The 15842-nt window shown below is 72.6% G+C and carries 13 protein-coding genes; 7 read left to right on the top strand and 6 right to left on the bottom strand.

The features are described 5' to 3' along the window. Positions 1 to 15 precede the first annotated feature (15 nt). The 3 genes from ACFYPA_RS24815 to rsmH are packed head-to-tail and all read right to left on the bottom strand — an operon-like array spanning position 16 to position 3611. Complete coding sequence (locus ACFYPA_RS24815; protein ID WP_359085124.1) at positions 16 to 2016, bottom strand: penicillin-binding protein 2; 2001 nt, start codon at positions 2014 to 2016, stop codon at positions 16 to 18. Between the two features lie 4 nt (positions 2017 to 2020). After that, the gene (locus ACFYPA_RS24810) at positions 2021 to 2596 is read right to left on the bottom strand and encodes a cell division protein FtsL (RefSeq protein WP_359085123.1); all 576 of its coding nucleotides are present in this window, start codon (positions 2594 to 2596) and stop codon (positions 2021 to 2023) included. 49 nt (positions 2597 to 2645) lie between these two features. Then, on the bottom strand, positions 2646 to 3611 hold the full coding sequence (gene rsmH, locus ACFYPA_RS24805; RefSeq protein WP_359085122.1) for a 16S rRNA (cytosine(1402)-N(4))-methyltransferase RsmH: 966 nt from the start codon (positions 3609 to 3611) through the stop codon (positions 2646 to 2648). A 378-nt stretch (positions 3612 to 3989) separates the two neighbouring features. Between rsmH and ACFYPA_RS24800 the strand changes: the two genes are divergently transcribed. The 4 genes from ACFYPA_RS24800 (at position 3990) to ACFYPA_RS24785 (ending at position 9677) form a co-directional block, all read left to right on the top strand. After that, positions 3990 to 4535: a carbonic anhydrase gene (locus tag ACFYPA_RS24800; protein ID WP_359085121.1), complete on the top strand. Its 546-nt coding sequence runs from the start codon at positions 3990 to 3992 to the stop codon at positions 4533 to 4535. A 282-nt stretch (positions 4536 to 4817) separates the two neighbouring features. Beyond that, positions 4818 to 5867 (top strand): MoxR family ATPase, encoded by a 1050-nt coding sequence (locus ACFYPA_RS24795; RefSeq protein ID WP_359085120.1) that lies wholly within the window; start codon positions 4818 to 4820, stop codon positions 5865 to 5867. Further along, positions 5867 to 7252 (top strand): DUF58 domain-containing protein, encoded by a 1386-nt coding sequence (locus ACFYPA_RS24790; RefSeq protein ID WP_389134228.1) that lies wholly within the window; start codon positions 5867 to 5869, stop codon positions 7250 to 7252. Before ACFYPA_RS24795 ends, ACFYPA_RS24790 begins: the two co-directional genes overlap by 1 nt. A 10-nt stretch (positions 7253 to 7262) precedes the next feature. Next, positions 7263 to 9677, top strand: coding sequence for a DUF3488 and transglutaminase-like domain-containing protein (locus ACFYPA_RS24785; RefSeq protein ID WP_359085118.1), 2415 nt, complete (start codon positions 7263 to 7265; stop codon positions 9675 to 9677). A gap of 166 nt (positions 9678 to 9843) precedes the next feature. On the opposite strand, the gene ACFYPA_RS24780 is transcribed toward ACFYPA_RS24785, so the two are convergent. From ACFYPA_RS24780 to ACFYPA_RS24770, 3 genes are all read right to left on the bottom strand, one after another. After that, positions 9844 to 10242 (bottom strand): DUF3040 domain-containing protein, encoded by a 399-nt coding sequence (locus ACFYPA_RS24780; RefSeq protein ID WP_359085117.1) that lies wholly within the window; start codon positions 10240 to 10242, stop codon positions 9844 to 9846. 284 nt (positions 10243 to 10526) lie between these two features. Continuing rightward, complete coding sequence (locus tag ACFYPA_RS24775; RefSeq protein ID WP_359085116.1) at positions 10527 to 11285, bottom strand: methyltransferase; 759 nt, start codon at positions 11283 to 11285, stop codon at positions 10527 to 10529. Between the two features lie 100 nt (positions 11286 to 11385). Further along, complete coding sequence (locus tag ACFYPA_RS24770) at positions 11386 to 11913, bottom strand: SAV_6107 family HEPN domain-containing protein (protein ID WP_359085115.1); 528 nt, start codon at positions 11911 to 11913, stop codon at positions 11386 to 11388. Between the two features lie 170 nt (positions 11914 to 12083). On the opposite strand from ACFYPA_RS24770, the gene ACFYPA_RS24765 reads away from it, so the two are divergent. Genes ACFYPA_RS24765 through ACFYPA_RS24755 form a run of 3 tightly spaced genes read left to right on the top strand, consistent with a single transcriptional unit; the run spans position 12084 to position 15665 of the window. After that, positions 12084 to 12965 (top strand): ATP-binding cassette domain-containing protein, encoded by an 882-nt coding sequence (locus ACFYPA_RS24765; RefSeq protein ID WP_359085114.1) that lies wholly within the window; start codon positions 12084 to 12086, stop codon positions 12963 to 12965. Then, positions 12937 to 15024, top strand: a complete 2088-nt coding sequence (locus tag ACFYPA_RS24760) for a YhgE/Pip domain-containing protein (RefSeq protein WP_359085113.1) — start codon at positions 12937 to 12939, stop codon at positions 15022 to 15024. The genes ACFYPA_RS24765 and ACFYPA_RS24760 overlap by 29 nt, the downstream gene beginning before the upstream one ends. 29 nt (positions 15025 to 15053) lie before the next feature. Next, positions 15054 to 15665, top strand: a complete 612-nt coding sequence (locus ACFYPA_RS24755; protein WP_359085112.1) for a TetR/AcrR family transcriptional regulator — start codon at positions 15054 to 15056, stop codon at positions 15663 to 15665. Positions 15666 to 15842 lie beyond the last annotated feature (177 nt).

Here is a 15842-nt window from a genome sequence, read left to right as displayed (position 1 = left end):
AGGGTCTCCCCGAGTTCACTCGCCGGGTTTGAAGGACACCGGCAGGCGGGCCGGCTCACTGCCGGAGGGTGCGGTCTGCAGCGTCTTCAGCGCGAATTCCATGACCTGCTTGTAGATGGGTCCGCAGATCTGGCCGCCGAAGTAGCTGCCCTTGGTGGGGTTCTGGATGGCGCAGTAGACGGTGATCTGGGGGTTGTCGGCGGGGGCGAAGCCGGCGAAGGAAGCGGTGTACCCGTGGTAGCCGCCGCGTACCGGATCGACCCGGTTGGCCGTACCGGTCTTGCCCGCGACCCGGTACCCGGGGATCTTGGCCTTCGTTCCGGTGCCTTCCTCGTCGCCGACGACGGACTCCAGCATGCTGGCCAGCGTCTTGGCGGTCTTCTCGCTGACCACCCTGGTCTGTTCGGGTGCCTCGGCGGGGGTGAAGCGGCCGTCCGCGCCCTTGGTGCCGCGGACGAGGGTGGGTGCGACGCGGACCCCGCCGTTGGCGATCGTCGAGTAGATCGAGGCGGCCTGCATGGCGTTGAGCGAGAGGCCCTGGCCGAACGGGATCGTGTACTGCTGCGAGGTCGACCAGTCCTGCGGCTTGGCGAGGATTCCGGCGGTCTCACCCGGGTAGCCGAGCCCGGTCGGTGAGCCGATGCCGAATTTGCGCAGGTAGTCGTAGAGCACCTTGTTGGACTGGGCCTGGGTCTTGCCCAGCTGCCCGGTGGCCAGGATGGTGCCGATGTTGCTGGACTTGGCGAGTACGCCGTTGAGCGTGAGGTACCAGGTCGGGTGGTCGATGTCGTCCTTGAAGAGCCGGTCGCCGCGGTGCAGACGGTTGGGGACCGTGACGTGGGTGCCGGGTGTGGCGGCACCTTCCTCCAGCACGGCGGCCATCGACATGACCTTGCTGGTGGAGCCGGGCTCGTACACGTCCTGGAGCGCCGCGTTGCCCAGGGAGGCCGCGTCGGCCTGCGAGAGGTCGTTGGGGTCAAAACCCGGTGCGTTGGCCATGGCGAGGACCTCGCCGGTGCGGGTGTTCTGCACGACGACGTAGCCGCGGTCGGCCTTGGACTTCGCGACCTGGTCGGAGATGGCCTTCTGGGCCGCCCACTGGATGTCCCGGTCGATCGTCAGCTCGATGTCGGAGCCGGCGACGGCGGGGACCTCCTTGGTGCCCGCGGTGGGCACCCGGCGCCCGCCGGACTGGGCGTACTTGATCGTGCCGTCCTCGCCCGCGAGCTCCTTGTCCAGCTGCGATTCGAGGCCGCCCGCGCCCTCGCCCTCGGCGTTGACGTACCCCAGTATCCCGGCGGCGAGGCCGCCGTTGGGGTAGACGCGCTTGGTGGTCGACTCCTGGAAGACGCCGGCGAGCACATTGGCGCCGGGGCCGCCGGCCGCCTTGTCCTTCTCCGCCTTCTCGGCGAAGACGGACTTGAGGTCCTTGATCTGCGTCCAGACCTGCGGGGTCTGCCTGCGGGCCAGCACCGTGTAGCGGCTTTTGGGCTTGGCCAGCTTCTTGGTCAGTCCGGCCGCGTCGACGCCGAGGATGGGCGCGAGGAGTGCGGCGGCCTGCTGGGGCGCGTCGGGTGCCTTGCTGTCCTCGGGGGTGAACATCTTGGGGTCGGCGGTGATGTCGTACGCGTCGACGCTGGTGGCCAGCGCGATGCCGCCGCGGTCGGTGATCTCGCCGCGCTCGGCGGCGACGGTGTAGCTGAGGTAGCGGTTCTTCTCGGCCTTGGCCGCGTACGCGTTGGCGTCGACGGCCTGCACCTGCAGGAGCCGGACGACGAACGCGATCATGACGAGGGTCAGGGCCAGGCTGACGAGCCGCAGCCGCGGCCGTGGGCTTCCCAGGCGCAGCGGCCTGCCCGAGCGGGTGCGCGGGGTCCGTCCGCGCGGCGCCGCGGACGAGGGCCGCCGTCGCTGTTCGGCGCGGGCGGCGGGCCGGGGGCGGCCGGCGCGGGCGGCCGCGTTACGCGGACGCGCGGGGCCGGGGACCCGTCGGCGCGGTGGTTCCTGGGAGGGCACTGCGTCACCGTCCGGGGCTCGTGGAGGGCTGTGCTGCCGGGGTACGCGCGTTCGCGGAGGTGCTCGGCTCCGCCGGGGCGGTGCCGGTCGTGGTCGCGGACGCGCCGGGCGCGGTGGGCGAAGAGGTGGAGCGGGACGGGACAGAGGCCGGCGGGGCGGCCGCGAGGGGCGGTTGGGGGGTTTCGGGTTTCGGCGTCGTGGTGACCGGAGCGGCGCTGGCGGCGGAGGGCACCCCTCGGACCTTGCCGTCCGGGCCGAGGAAGACGGGACTGCCGCCGGGGACCATGCCGAGCTCCTGAGCGCGCCGCGCCAGGGCGTCGGGTTCGGAGGCGCTGTCGACGTCGCGCTGGAGAGCCTGCTGGTCGTCGGTGAGCTCCGTGGTCCGCTTCTTCAGCTCACTCAGCCGGAACGATCCTTCGTTGAGCGCGGAGTTCAGCAGCAGCAGCGAGATCAGGCCGCCGCCCAGAAGCAGGACGACCAACAGGACGAAGGGGGCCCGGGCGGCGTTGGCCGGTCCGGCCGGCATCAGCCGGCTGAGCCGCGCCGCACGCCCTTTCAGCCGGCCGGCCGCCTTGCTCACCGCGCCGCTCCGTCCCCGGACCGGGTCCGCCAGGTCTTGCGGTGGCTGCTCATCGCTCCTCCTCGCGGATCCGCTGGGCTCCGCGCAGGCGGGCGGGGGCGGCGCGCCGGTTCTCGGCGACCTCCTCCTCGGTGGGCAGTTCGGCGCCGCGGGTCAACAGCTTGAGCCGGGGCTGGTAGCGCTCGGGGACGACCGGCAGGCCGGGCGGGGCGGTGTTGGCGGCGCCCGCCGCCAGCACCTGCTTGACCAGGCGGTCCTCCAGCGAGTGGTACGAGAGGACGGCGATGCGCCCGCCGACGGCGAGGCTCCGCACCGCGGCCGGGATCGCCCGCTCCAGCACGGTGAGCTCGCCGTTGACCTCGATGCGCAGCGCCTGGAAGGTGCGCTTGGCCGGGTTGCCGCCGGTGCGCTTGGCGGCCTGCGGCAGCGAGTCACGGATCAGCTCGACGAGCCGGGCGCTGTTGCTGAACGGCTCCTTCTCCCGCTCGCGTACGACGGCGGAGACGATCCGCTTGGCCTGCTTCTCCTCGCCGTAGGCGCGCAGGATCCGTACCAGCTCCCCCGGCGGGTAGGTGTTGAGCACCTCGGCCGCGCCGATTCCGGTCGTCTGGTCCATGCGCATGTCGAGCGGGGCGTCCTGGGCGTACGCGAACCCGCGGTCGGCCTCGTCCAGTTGCATGGAGGAGACGCCGAGGTCGAACAGGATGCCCTGGACCTTGGGGATGCCGAGGCGGTCGAGCACCTCGGGCAGTTCGTCGTAGACGGCGTGCACCAGGGTGGCGCGGTCGCCGTAGGGGGCGAGGCGCTCGCCGGAGAGCCTGAGCGCCTCCTTGTCCCGGTCGAGCGCGATCAGCCGGGCGGTGGGGAAGGCGGAGAGCAGCGCCTCGCTGTGTCCGCCGAGGCCCAGCGTGCAGTCGACGACCACGGGCTGCTGCGGGCTCGATGCCTCCAGAGCCGGGGCCAACAGGTCCAGGCACCGCTGGAGCATCACCGGGACGTGTCGGGTCTGGCTCATGCGCCCTCTCAGGCTCAGGTCCCGGGGCGCTGCACGTACGGCCTGGTCCCCGCCCGCTCGCGAAGGGGAGGCCCGCCGGCGCCGGGGAAGGGGCGTCAGCCGACCGGCGAGCGGGAGAGGGCCGGGCCGTACGTACGCCGCGCACACGGGGAAACTTCGGAATGTGCAGGGTGTCGGTAACTTCCCGTCACTTTAGTCCACCCTGCCATTCGATCGATTCCGGATCAATCAACCCGACAGCGCGTCGGCCCCGCTTTGTTCACCCGGCCGGGTGACCCAGGGTGAGGCTTGTGGGTTACCTCACAACAAGCGTCGTTGACGTTCTTTGTCCGCTTCGACACCGGGCCGGTGGGGCCGACGAGGGATAACGTCTAGTCCATGTCGACTTCTGCGCACTCCCCTGCCCCGAGCCAGGCCCGCACCGGCGGCACCGTCACCGACCGCCTCGTCGAGGCGAACGTCCAGTACGCCTCCGAGTTCAGCGATCCCGGAATGGACGCGAAGCCGGTACTGCGCGTCGCCGTGGTCGCCTGCATGGACGCCCGCCTCGACCTGCACAAGGCACTCGGCCTGGCACTCGGCGACTGTCACACCGTCCGCAACGCGGGCGGCGTGGTCACCGACGACGTCATCCGCTCGCTGGCGATCAGTCAGCGGGCCCTCGGCACGCGCAGCGTGGTGCTGATCCACCACACCGGCTGCGGCATGGAGTCGATCACCGAGGAGTTCCGTCAGGAACTGGAGAGGGAGGTCGGCCAGCGCCCGGCCTGGGCGGTGGAGGCATACACCGACGCCGACCAGGACGTGCGGCAGTCGATGCAGCGGGTCCGCACCTCGCCCTTCCTGCTGCACACCGACGACGTGCGCGGTTTTGTCTTCGACGTGACCACCGGTCTGCTGCGGGAGATCCTTCCGGTTTCCTGACCTCTCCCGGTCCCGGTTTCCCGACCTGCCTGATCCGAGGGTGTCGAACGGGCACGATCGGGCAGCGAAAATCCCCATCGACCCGACATTTCGGCCCCGGTTATCCACAGGCGAGTGACACGAAGCGGTAACGGCAACAAGAATGCGGAGGTGACACCCCGCCGGACCCGTCCGGCGCGGTGTCCGTATTTCGGGGTGGGCCGGGCCGCACAAGGGCGCCGGCCCGTGACTGGGGAATTCCCGTGCTCCTGGTGAGCGTGGGGCAGGGCCGAGGAGGGCCGGGTGACGACCTATGACGATCGAGCGAGCCTCACAGATCTGACCACCACAGCGGAGCGGGTGCGCAGGTCGGTGGAAAGTGTGATCGAGGGCAAGCCCGAGGTCGTGCGTCTTTCGCTGACCGTGCTGCTCGCGGAGGGCCATCTCCTGATCGAGGACGTCCCCGGAGTGGGCAAGACCATGCTCGCCAAGGCGCTGGCACGGTCCATCGACTGCTCGGTGCGCCGCATCCAGTTCACACCGGACCTGCTGCCCTCGGACATCACCGGTGTGTCCATCTTCGATCAGCAGCGCCGCGACTTCGAGTTCAAACCGGGCGCGATCTTCGCCCAGATCGTGATCGGCGACGAGATCAACCGCGCCTCGCCCAAGACCCAGTCCGCGCTCCTGGAGTCGATGGAGGAGCGCCAGGTCACGATCGACGGACACACTTACGAACTGCCCGACCCCTTCATGGTCGTGGCCACCCAGAACCCGGTGGAGATGGAGGGCACGTATCCGCTGCCCGAAGCCCAGCGCGACCGGTTCATGGCGAGGGTGTCGATCGGCTACCCCAGCGCCGAGGCCGAGCTGCAGATGCTCGACGTGCACGGCGGCGTCTCGCCGCTCGACGACCTGCAGCCGGTGGCCCACGCCCACGACATCGTGAAGCTCATCGAGGCCGTGCGCACGGTCCACGTCGCCGAGGCCGTCCGGCGGTACGCGGTGCAGCTCGTCGGGGCCACCCGCAACCACCCCGACCTCAGGCTCGGCGCCTCGCCGCGTGCCACCCTTCACCTGCTGCGCGCGGCCAAGGCCTCCGCCGCGCTGAGCGGCCGGGACTACTGTCTGCCGGACGACGTGCAGGCCCTGGCCGCCTCCGTGCTCGCCCACCGGCTGCTGCCCACCGCTCAGGCCCAGCTCAACCGGCGCACCGCCGAGCAGGTGGTCCTGGAGATCCTGCAGCAGACCCCCGTACCGACGGCGTCGGGCGGCGCGGCCGTACCGGCGCCCCAGCATCAGCCGGGCGCGATGTACGGCGGCCGGCAGCAGCCCGGCGCGCGGCGGATCTGATGGCAGCCGGGGGGCCGCCCGCGATGGACGACAGCGACGACAAGGGGGGCCTGCGGGCTGCCCTGGGCGGCCTGACCACGCGCGGACGGTCCTTCCTCGCGGCCGGTGTGGCCGCCGCCGTCTGCGCCTATGTGCTGGGCCAGGGTGATCTGCTGCGGGTCGGCCTGCTGCTCGCCGTGCTGCCGCTGGTCTGTGTGACGATGCTCTTCCGGACCCGCTACCGGGTCGCCGGCACCCGGCGGCTCTCACCGTCCCGGGTGCCCGCGGGCACGGAGTCGCGGGTCCATCTGCGCATGGACAACGTCTCGCGGCTGCCCACCGGTCTGCTCATGCTCCAGGACCGGGTGCCGTACGTGCTCGGGCCACGGCCCCGCTTCGTCCTGGACCGGGTGGAGGCGGGCGGCCGGCGCGAGGTGTCCTACCGGGTGCGGTCGGACCTGCGCGGGCGCTACCCGCTCGGCCCCCTGCAACTGCGGCTCAGCGATCCGTTCGGGATGTGCGAGCTGACGCGTTCGTTCAGCGCGTACGACACGCTCGTCGTCATCCCGCGGACCGAGCCTCTGCCCCCCGTGCGGCTGGCGGGCGAGGCCACCGGTTACGGCGAGGGGCGGCAGCGGTCGCTCGCCCTGGCGGGTGAGGACGACGTCATCCCCCGGGGCTACCGGCACGGCGACGATCTGCGCCGTGTCCACTGGCGCTCCACCGCGCGCTACGGCGAGCTGATGGTGCGCCGCGAGGAGCAGCCGCAGCGGGCCAGGTGCACGGTGCTGCTGGACACCCGCCGCATCGGCTACCAGGGCGCGGGCCCCGACTCGGCGTTCGAGTGGGCCGTCTCCGGAGCGGCGTCCGCGCTGGTGCACATGCTGGAGCGGGGCTTCGCGGTCCGGCTGCTGACGGACGACGGCACGACGGTGCCGGGCGAGGGCGACGGCGGTTTCGCCGGTTCCACCCAGAACTCGGCGGACTCGGCCGGACTGATGATGGACGCCCTCGCCGTGGTCGGCCATTCGGACGGCGGCGGTCTCGCCCGCGCGTACGACGTGCTGCGCGGCGGCGAAGAAGGACTTCTGATCGCCTTCCTCGGCGAGCTGGACGAGGAACAGGCCGCGGTGGCGGCCCGGATGCGGCAGCGCAGCGGCGGGGCCGTGGCCTTCGTCCTGGACAGCGCCGCCTGGGTGCACGGCGGATCCGCCGCGTCCGACGCGGCGTGCGAGCAGCGGCTGCGACTGCTGCGCGATGCGGGGTGGACGGTGGTGCCGGTCCGGCCGGGCACGGATCTGGCCCGGTTGTGGCAGCAGGCGAGCCATCAGGGTGCGCTGAGCCAGTCCGCCGCCGTGGGCGGCACGACAGGCGGCACGACAGGTTTCTCCGGTGGTTGGTCATGAGGGGACGTTCATGAGCGGTCGTGGTCGGCTGGCGCTGTGCGCCTTTGCGGCGACGCTGATGGCGGCTTGTTCGATGCTGCCGCTGGTCGACCCGGTCACCTGGATCCTGCAGGCCACGTTCCTGCTGGCCATCCAGGCGGGCGTGGGCGCGCTCGGTCGGCGGGTGCCGCTGCCGCGGCCTGCGACCGTGGCCGTGCAGGCGTTGGTCCTGGTGGTGCTGCTGACCGTGGCGTTCGCCCGCGAGGAGGCGTTGGCGGGCTTCCTGCCCGGCCCGCAGTCCGTGCAGCGGCTCGTGGATCTGCTGACGGCGGGCGCGGACGATGTCGGGCAGTACGCGATCCCTGCGCCGGACACGGCGGGCATCCGGCTGATGCTGGTGGGCGGTGTCCTGCTGATCGGGCTCGCGGTGGACGCGCTGGCGGTCACGTTCCGCAGCGCCGCACCGGCGGGGCTGCCCCTGCTGGCCCTCTACTCCGTCGCCGCCGGTCTCTCCGACGGCGGGGCGGACTGGCTGTGGTTCCTTCTGGCCGCCTGCGGCTATCTGCTCCTCCTGCTGGCCGAGGGGCGTGACCGCCTCTCCCAGTGGGGCCGGGTCTTCGCCGGAGCCGGCACGCGCCGGGGCGGCGGCCCGTCCTCCGGCATCGGCGCCCCGGGCAGCGGGGCGCTCGCCCCGGTGCGCACGGGGCGGCGCATCGGCGCGCTCGCGCTGGGCATCGCGCTGGTCGTGCCCGCGGCCCTGCCCGCGCTCGACAGCGGCCTGCTGGCCGGCACGGGAGGCGGCAACGGCAAGGGGAGCGGCGGCGGCACCATCTCCGCCGTGAACCCGCTGGTCTCGTTGCAGAACGACCTCAACCAGCCGGAGAACCGGGAGGTGATGTCGTACCGCACCAACTCGACCGGTGTGCAGGACTTCTACCTCCGCATCCTGGCCCTGGACCAGTTCAACGGGAATGAGTGGCGGGCCTCGACCCGCCGGCTGAAGGACGTACCGAAGCGGCTCCCGAACCCGGTGGGTCTGTCGCCGGACGTCGTCGTGACGGAAGTCAGTACGAACATCTCCGCCTCCTCCTCGTACAAGCAGACCTACCTTCCGCTTCCCTACCCGGCGACCGAGGTGCGGGTCGGCGGGCGCTGGCGGTTCGAGCCCGAGGGCCGGACCCTCGTCGGGGACGACGGGGAGACCACCGGCGGCGCGCAGTACGAGGTCTCCAGCCTGGTCGTGCAGCCGACGGCCGCCCAGCTCTCGGGCGCGGGCGAGGTGCCGGCAGCCCTGCGCCGCGAGTACACCCAGGTGCCCGACTCCCTGCCCAAGGTGGTGAAGGAGACGGCCGACGAGGTGACCAAGGGGGCCTCCAACGCCTACGAGCGGGCGGTGAAGCTGCAGAACTACTTCGCCTCCGAGGGCGGCTTCACGTACGACACCTCGGTGAGCTCGGGTACCGGCAGCGCGGCGATCGGCCGCTTCCTGAAGGACAGACGGGGCTTCTGCGTCCACTTCTCTTTCACCATGGCCGCGATGGCCCGGACGCTGGGCATCCCGGCCCGGGTCGCCGTGGGCTTCACCCCCGGCACGGCCCAGTCGAACGGGGCGATGTCGGTCGGTCTGCGCGATGCGCACGCCTGGCCGGAGCTGTACTTCGAGGGCGTGGGCTGGACCCGCTTCGAGCCCACGCCCACGCGTGGCTCCGCGCCGTCCTACACGCAGCCGGACGCCCCTTCCGGTGACTCGGCCGATCCGGCGCGGCCGGAGGCTGAGGCGTCGGCGGCGGTACCGGCCGCCCCGTCCGCCTCGGAGAGCTGCCCCGCCCAGATGCGCCGGCAGGGCGAGTGCGGCAGCTCGGCGCTGCCGGGGGCCGCGGCGCCGTCGGACACCGGAACGTCGACGGGCGCCGTGCTCGGAGTGGGCCTGGCGGCGGTGCTCGTCCTGCTGCTCCCGCTGCTGCCCATGTTCTGGCGCATCCGGGTACGGGCGCGGCGGCTGGGCTCCTCCACCGGACGCACCCCGGCGGACGCGACCGCGAGGACGCTGGCGGCCTGGCAGGAGATCACCGACACCGCCTGGGACCTCGGCGTCGAGCCGGACGAGTCCCTGACCCCGCGGAAGGCCGCGGACCGGGTGGTGCGGAAGGGGCGGCTGGACACGGAAGCGGCCGAGGCGGTGCACCGGGTGGCGGGGGCGGTGGAACAGGTGCTCTACGCGCCGGAGCCGCGGCCGGTGTCGGGGCTCGCGGAGGACGCGCAGGCGGTACGGGCGGGCCTCCAGGGTTCCGTCGGCCGGTTCGCCCGCTTCCGCGCGGTCATGGCCCCGCGATCGGCCGTTCGGGTGGTGTGGGCGGTGTCGGAGCGCAGAGCGGCACTGGCCGGCCGGTGGCGGGCACCGCGGCGACCGGCGTGGCTACGGCGGCCGTCCCGCCAGGAGGGCTGAGGGCGGCGCCCCGGGCAGGCCCGCTCCTCCGGGCCGGCCCGGGGCATCAGGTCCGACCGGGACACCGCGTCCGTCCTCCCCCGGGCCGCCGGCCCCCGCTCAGGGCGCATGGGTGAGGGGCGGCCGCAGAAATGCGGCCGCCCCTCACCCATAAGTGTCCGAGCGCTTACTGGCCCTGCTCATCGCGGCGGCGCTGCCACCGTTGTTCGATCCGGTCCATCACGGACCGGCGCTGTTTCGGCTGTCGCCGTTCACCCGCGCCACCCGCGCGGACTGCCTGCTGCTCGCCCGGCTTCGGCGCCTTGCGCCAGCCCGTCACCGCGAGCACCGCGCAGCCCAGCATGACGAGGAACCCCACCACGCTGATCCAGATCTGCTGGGCGACCATTCCGGCCATGAGGAGCGCGATTCCCACCAGGAAGCCAGCAACTGCCTGGTAGACCCGTCGCCGGGTGTATGTACGCAGCCCACTTCCCTCGAGCGCTGTCGCGAACTTGGGATCTTCGGCGTACAGCGCTCGCTCCATTTGCTCGAGCATTCGCTGCTCGTGCTCCGAGAGCGGCACGGAGTCCTCCTCGTCGTCGGCCGCGGGGGGCGGCCGGTATGCGGCCCTTCCAGGATAGGCAGGGAATCGCCCCCGTGAAACCCGCCCTCATTGCCAATCAGCCAGTCCGGGCCGCCACGACGGCTCAGCTGCTGAGGCGTTGATTCCCCAACCTCCGATCCGTCATGCCGGATGGTGTCCCCCGATCATACGGGGCCAAGGCTCTGATCGGGGCTGCTGGGGCGTACTCCGTCTGCAGCTGCGTTGCTGATCAGCCGCGCTGCCGTCGCGATCCGGCCAGGCTCTCAGGCGCGCCTGGTGCCCAGAACGTGGAGCTGGGTCGCCACCGAATGGAACGCCGGCAGCTCGGCGGCGGCCGTCTCCAGCTTGAGCAGGGCCTCCATCGCACCCGGCTCGGTGTCCACCAGCACGCCCGGCACCAGGTCGGCGAAGACGCGTACCCCGTGGACCGCGCCGACCTCGACGTCCGCGCCCTCGACGAGCTCGGTGAGCTGCTCGGCCGTGTACCGCCGCGGCACCGGGTCGCCCTCGCCCCAGCGGCCCGCCGGGTCGCCGAGCGCGTGGCGGGCCTCGGTGAAGTGGCCCGCGAGCGCCCGGGCCAGCACCGCGCCGCCGAGCCCGGCGGCGAGCAGGCTGAGCGCACCGGACGGACGGAGCGCCTCCACCGCGTGGCGCACGCCCTCGGCGGGGTCGTCCACGTACTCCAGGACTCCGTGGCAGAGCACCGCGTCGTAGCCCCCGCGCCCGACCACGTCGAACAGGCCGAGGATGTCGCCCTGGACCCCCTGGACCCGGTCGGCGACGCCCGCCTCGGCGGCGCGGCGCTCCAGCGCGAACAACGCGTTGGGGCTGGGGTCGACGACGGTGACCCGGTGGCCCAGCCGCGCGACGGGCACGGCGAAGTTGCCCGTACCGCCACCGGTGTCCAGTACGTCCAGGGCGTCCCTGCCGGTCGCCTTGACCTGACGGTCGAGAGCGTCCTTGAGGACCTCCCAGACCACGGCGGTACGGAGGGAGGCGCGGGGGCGCAGCTGGTCCGACACGGCAGTTGACTCCTCGGCACGGTGCCGCCACCGAGGGCGGAGCGTGGACGGCGCGGGTGATAGGTCCCGTCCACCCTATTGCCTCGCGCCGCCGTCCCCGTCATCCCGTATCGGGTCGCTCCCCGCGGGGTTGCGGGAGGACCGGCTGGAGCACCAGCAGCCGCTCCACCAGCCGGAGGAACATCGCGGCGTCGCGCAGCAGGTCGTCCGCGTCGCGCCGGCCGGCCGCGCCGGGTATGCCCGCTTCCGCCCGGGCCCTGCGTCGGGCGCCGGAGGCGAACAGCGCGCTCCACTCGGTGAGCTCGGGGGCGATTTCCGGCAGCACCTCCCAGGCGCTGCGGATCCGCTCACGGCGGCGCCGGGACGTCTCGGGACGCCCGCGGACGGCGAGCACCGCGGCGGCGGTGCGCAGCGCGGCGAGGTGGGCGGTGGCGTAGCGCTCGTTCGGTACGTCGAGAGCAGTTGCCTCTTCGAGGCCGGCGCGGGCCTGGGCGAGGAGATCGAGAGCGGCGGGCGGCGCAGTGGCGCGCCGGAGTACGGGGTGGACATCGTGCGCCGGACCGGTCGGTGAGGGGGCAGGGCCGTCTGCGCGGCGTCGCGGAGCGGCTGCTGCGGACGAGTGGGCCATGACAGAACCTCCTGTCTCGTAACGGCTTCGTGGCCGTCTGTATCCATCGTGACGGCCCCCACTGACAATCGACTCCACTCCCCCGCTGACCTGGGCTTTTGCGTCGTTCGCGCGTTCGGGCTACCTTTTTGCACTGACCGGTCAGTACAAACGAAGGACGGGAAGGGCCTGTGGACAGCCTCGAAAGCCCGCACGGAGCAGCTGTCACCGCCGACGGCCTCGGCCTGAAGGGGCCGCGCGGATGGACGTTCCGGGGCGTGACGTTCAGCGCGGCCCCCGGCTCCCTGATCGCGATCGAGGGCCCGTCCGGCTCGGGCCGCACCTGCCTGCTGCTCGCCCTCGCCGGACGGATGCGCCCCACCGAGGGCGAGGCCATGACCGGCGGCCTGCGCCTGCCGCGCCGGGCCGCCGCCGTACGCCGGATCGCCGCGCTGGGGCCGGTTCCCGGGGTCAGCGAACTCGACCCGGCGTTCACGGTCGCCGAGCACCTGCGCGAACGCGCGCTGCTGCAGCGCCGCTTCGGCGGCTCACTGCGGGCCCTGCTGCGGCCGCGCCGCGAGCGCGTCGCCGCGGCCCGGGCCAGGATCGACGCCGCGCTGGAGGCGGCCGGGCTCGCCCCGGACACCCTGCCCAAGGCCGAGCGGACCTCCGTGAGGGATCTGGAGCGGCTGGAGGCGCTGCGGCTCTCCGTGGCCCTCGCGCTGATCGGCCGGCCGCGGCTCCTCGCGGTGGACGACACCGACCTCAAGCTCTCCGACGCGGAACGCGCCGAGGCCTGGGAGCTGCTGCGCTCCATCGCGGCCGACGGCACCACCGTCCTGGCCGTGTGCAGCCAGGCCCCCGAGGGCGCCGTGACCGTACGCACCGGCACGACCGGGGCGACGGGCCCCGCGGACACCACCGGCACCACCACAGCGACGGGCCCCGCGGACACCGCCCGCGCCGCCACACCGACAGAACCCACCGACACCGCCGGGGAGCCCGCGTCGCCGGCCGCCCCGGCCCAGGACGAAGGGACGGCCGATGCGTTCGCCGAGACTGGCCGCGCTTGAGCTCCGGCGCTTCGGCCGGGGAAGGCTGCCGCGCGCCGCACTGGCCGCGCTCCTGCTGCTGCCCCTGCTCTACGGCGCCCTGTACCTGTGGTCCTTCTGGGACCCGTACGGACGCCTGGACCGTATCCCGGTCGCGCTCGTCAACGAGGACAAGGGCACCACCGCAGCGGGCGAGCACCTCGCGGCCGGGGACGAGATCACCGGCAAGCTCCTCGACTCCAAGGTCTTCGACTGGCACGAGGTGAGCGCCGCCGAGGCCGGCCAGGGCGTCGAGGACGGCACGTACTACCTCTCGCTGACCATGCCCTCCGACTTCAGCAGGCGCATCGCCTCCAGCGCCGGCGACTCCCCCGCGACGGGTGCGCTCCAGGTGCGCACCAACGACGCGAACAACTACATCGTCGGCCAGATCTCCCGCACGGTGTTCTCCGAGGTGCGCACCGCCGCGTCGACCAACGCCTCCCGGGGCTTCCTCGACCGGATCTTCATCAACTTCTCCGATCTCCACGACGCGACCGCGAAGGCGGCCAAGGGCGCCGCAGACCTCGAGGGCGGGATCGGCAAGGCGAAGAAGGGATCGAAGGACCTCGCGGACGGGCTGAGGGACGCGAAGGCGGGCAGCAGCCGGCTGGCCACCGGCATCGTTCAGCTGAACAAGGGCGCGGGCGACCTGGAGACCGGCTCGCGCCAGGTCGCGGACGGCACCCAGGTCCTCGCCGACAAGGTCAACGGGGTGGCAGCCGACGTCCGCCCGTTCCTGAAGGACAACGGCAGGACGATCGGCGACACGGCCCGGCTCGTCGCCGACTCCTCGCAGACCGTACGGGACAACCTCGACCTGCTGGTGAAGGCGGCGCCCGCCGCCGCCACCGCCGCCCACACGGCCTCCGCCGACCTCGCCGAGGTCCACCGTGCCCGGTGCGAGGAGCAGCCGCTCCCCGACCCCACCGTCTGCGCACCGCTGAAGCGGGCGGTGACGGCGGCGGCCGACGTGTCCGCCGTGGCCGACGACGTGAACGCGCTGGTCAAGAACCAGAACGGGGACCTCAAGGCCCTCCGCGGACAGTTGACCACCTTGCAGAAGCAGGCCGACGCCCTCGCCGAGCGCTCGCCCCGTCTGGACGAGGATCTGGAGAGCGCCGTCAAGAAGATCAACGCGCTCAACACGGGCGCCCACAAGGTCGCCAAGGGCGCCGACCGGCTGCACACCGGCCTGGCCACGGCCAAGTCGGGCTCCGCCGAACTGAACACCGGGGTCGGCGCCCTCAAAAAGGGGGCGACGAGCCTGGACAGCGGCCTGATACGGCTCGGCGACGGTTCGGCCACACTCGCCAAGGGGCTCGACGACGGCGCCGGCAGGATCCCCGACTACGACAAGAAGGACCGCGACGCCCGTACGCAGGTCATGGCCGACCCCGTGCAGCTCGCCTCCCAGTCCCTGCACGCGGCCCCCAACTACGGCACCGGCTTCGCCCCCTACTTCATCCCGCTCTCCCTCTGGGTCGGCGCGATGGTGGCGTACATGCTCATCCAGCCGCTGAACCGGCGCGCCCTGGCCGCCGGGGCACCCGCGTGGCGGATCGCCTTCGCGGGCTGGCTGCCGGTTGCGGCGATCGGGCTGCTGCAGGTGGCCGCGCTGATGTCCGTACTGCACTGGGGGCTCGGCCTGCAGATGGCCCACGCCGCCGGGACCGTCGGCTTCCTGGCCCTGGTCACCTGCTGCTTCGGCGCGATCGTGCAGTGGCTGAACGCCCGTTTCGGGGCGGCGGGCCGCATCCTCGTCCTCGCGGTGCTGATGCTCCAGCTGACGTCGGCCGGCGGCACGTACCCCGTACAGACGAGTCCGGGCTTCTTCAACGCGATCCATCCGTACCTGCCGATGAGCTACGTCGTCGAGGGCCTGCGCCGGCTGATCACGGGCGGCGGACTCGGCCCGGTCTGGCAGGGCTGTGCGGTGCTCCTGGCCTTCACCGCCGGGGCGCTCGCGCTGACCGCCGTCTCCGCGCGCCGCAAGCAGGTGTGGACCGTGGACCGGCTGCATCCGGAGCTGAGTCTGTGAGCACTTTGGAACCTGTGAGAATCAGGCACATGGAAAGCAGTAACGCCACGCGCCGCCAGGCCACCCGGCAGAAGCTCTACGAAGCGGCCGTGACCCTCATCGCCGAGAAGGGGTTCTCGGCCACCACGGTGGACGAGATCGCCGAGCGTGCCGGGGTCGCCAAGGGCACGGTGTACTACAACTTCAAGAGCAAGAGCGAGCTCTTCGAGGAGCTGTTGCGCCACGGGGTCGGCCTGCTCACCTCCTCGCTGCGCACGGCGGCGGAGGAGACCGACGCGCGCGGCGGCAGCCGGGTCGAGGCGCTGGACGCCATGATCCGGGCCGGTCTGGTCTTCATCGACCGCTACCCGGCCTTCACCCAGCTGTACGTGGCCGAGCTGTGGCGCACCAACCGCGCCTGGCAGTCCACCCTGCTGGTGGTGCGTCAGGAGGCCGTCGCCGTGGTCGAGGGGGTCCTCAGGGAGGGCGTCGCGGGCGGCGAACTCAGCGAGGAGATCGACATCCCGCTGACGGCCGCCGCGCTGGTCGGCATGGTGCTGGTGGCGGCGCTGGACTGGCAGGCGTTCCAGCCGGAGCGGTCGATCGACGACGTGCACTCGGCGCTGTCCCTGTTGCTGCACGGGCGGGTCAGCGGGCGCTGAGCCCCACCCCGCGAGGGCCAGGGACGCACGAAGGCGCCGGTCCGCCGGGGCTCGATCCCCCCGAGCCCCGCCCGACCGGCGCCTTCCGTGCCGCCGGAGGACCTTCCCCCGTGACCCCGTGTCCCCCGTGGTCCCGAGTCCTCCGCCGTGCACCCCCGTTCCGGGAAGGAGTGCCGC

Origin of the sequence: Streptomyces sp. NPDC005775 (assembly GCF_042871565.1) — a bacterium.
Classification (GTDB): Bacteria; Actinomycetota; Actinomycetes; order Streptomycetales; family Streptomycetaceae; genus Streptomyces.
The sequence above is the reverse complement of the archived record's forward strand: the minus strand, read 5'-3'. Positions and strand labels throughout refer to the sequence as shown.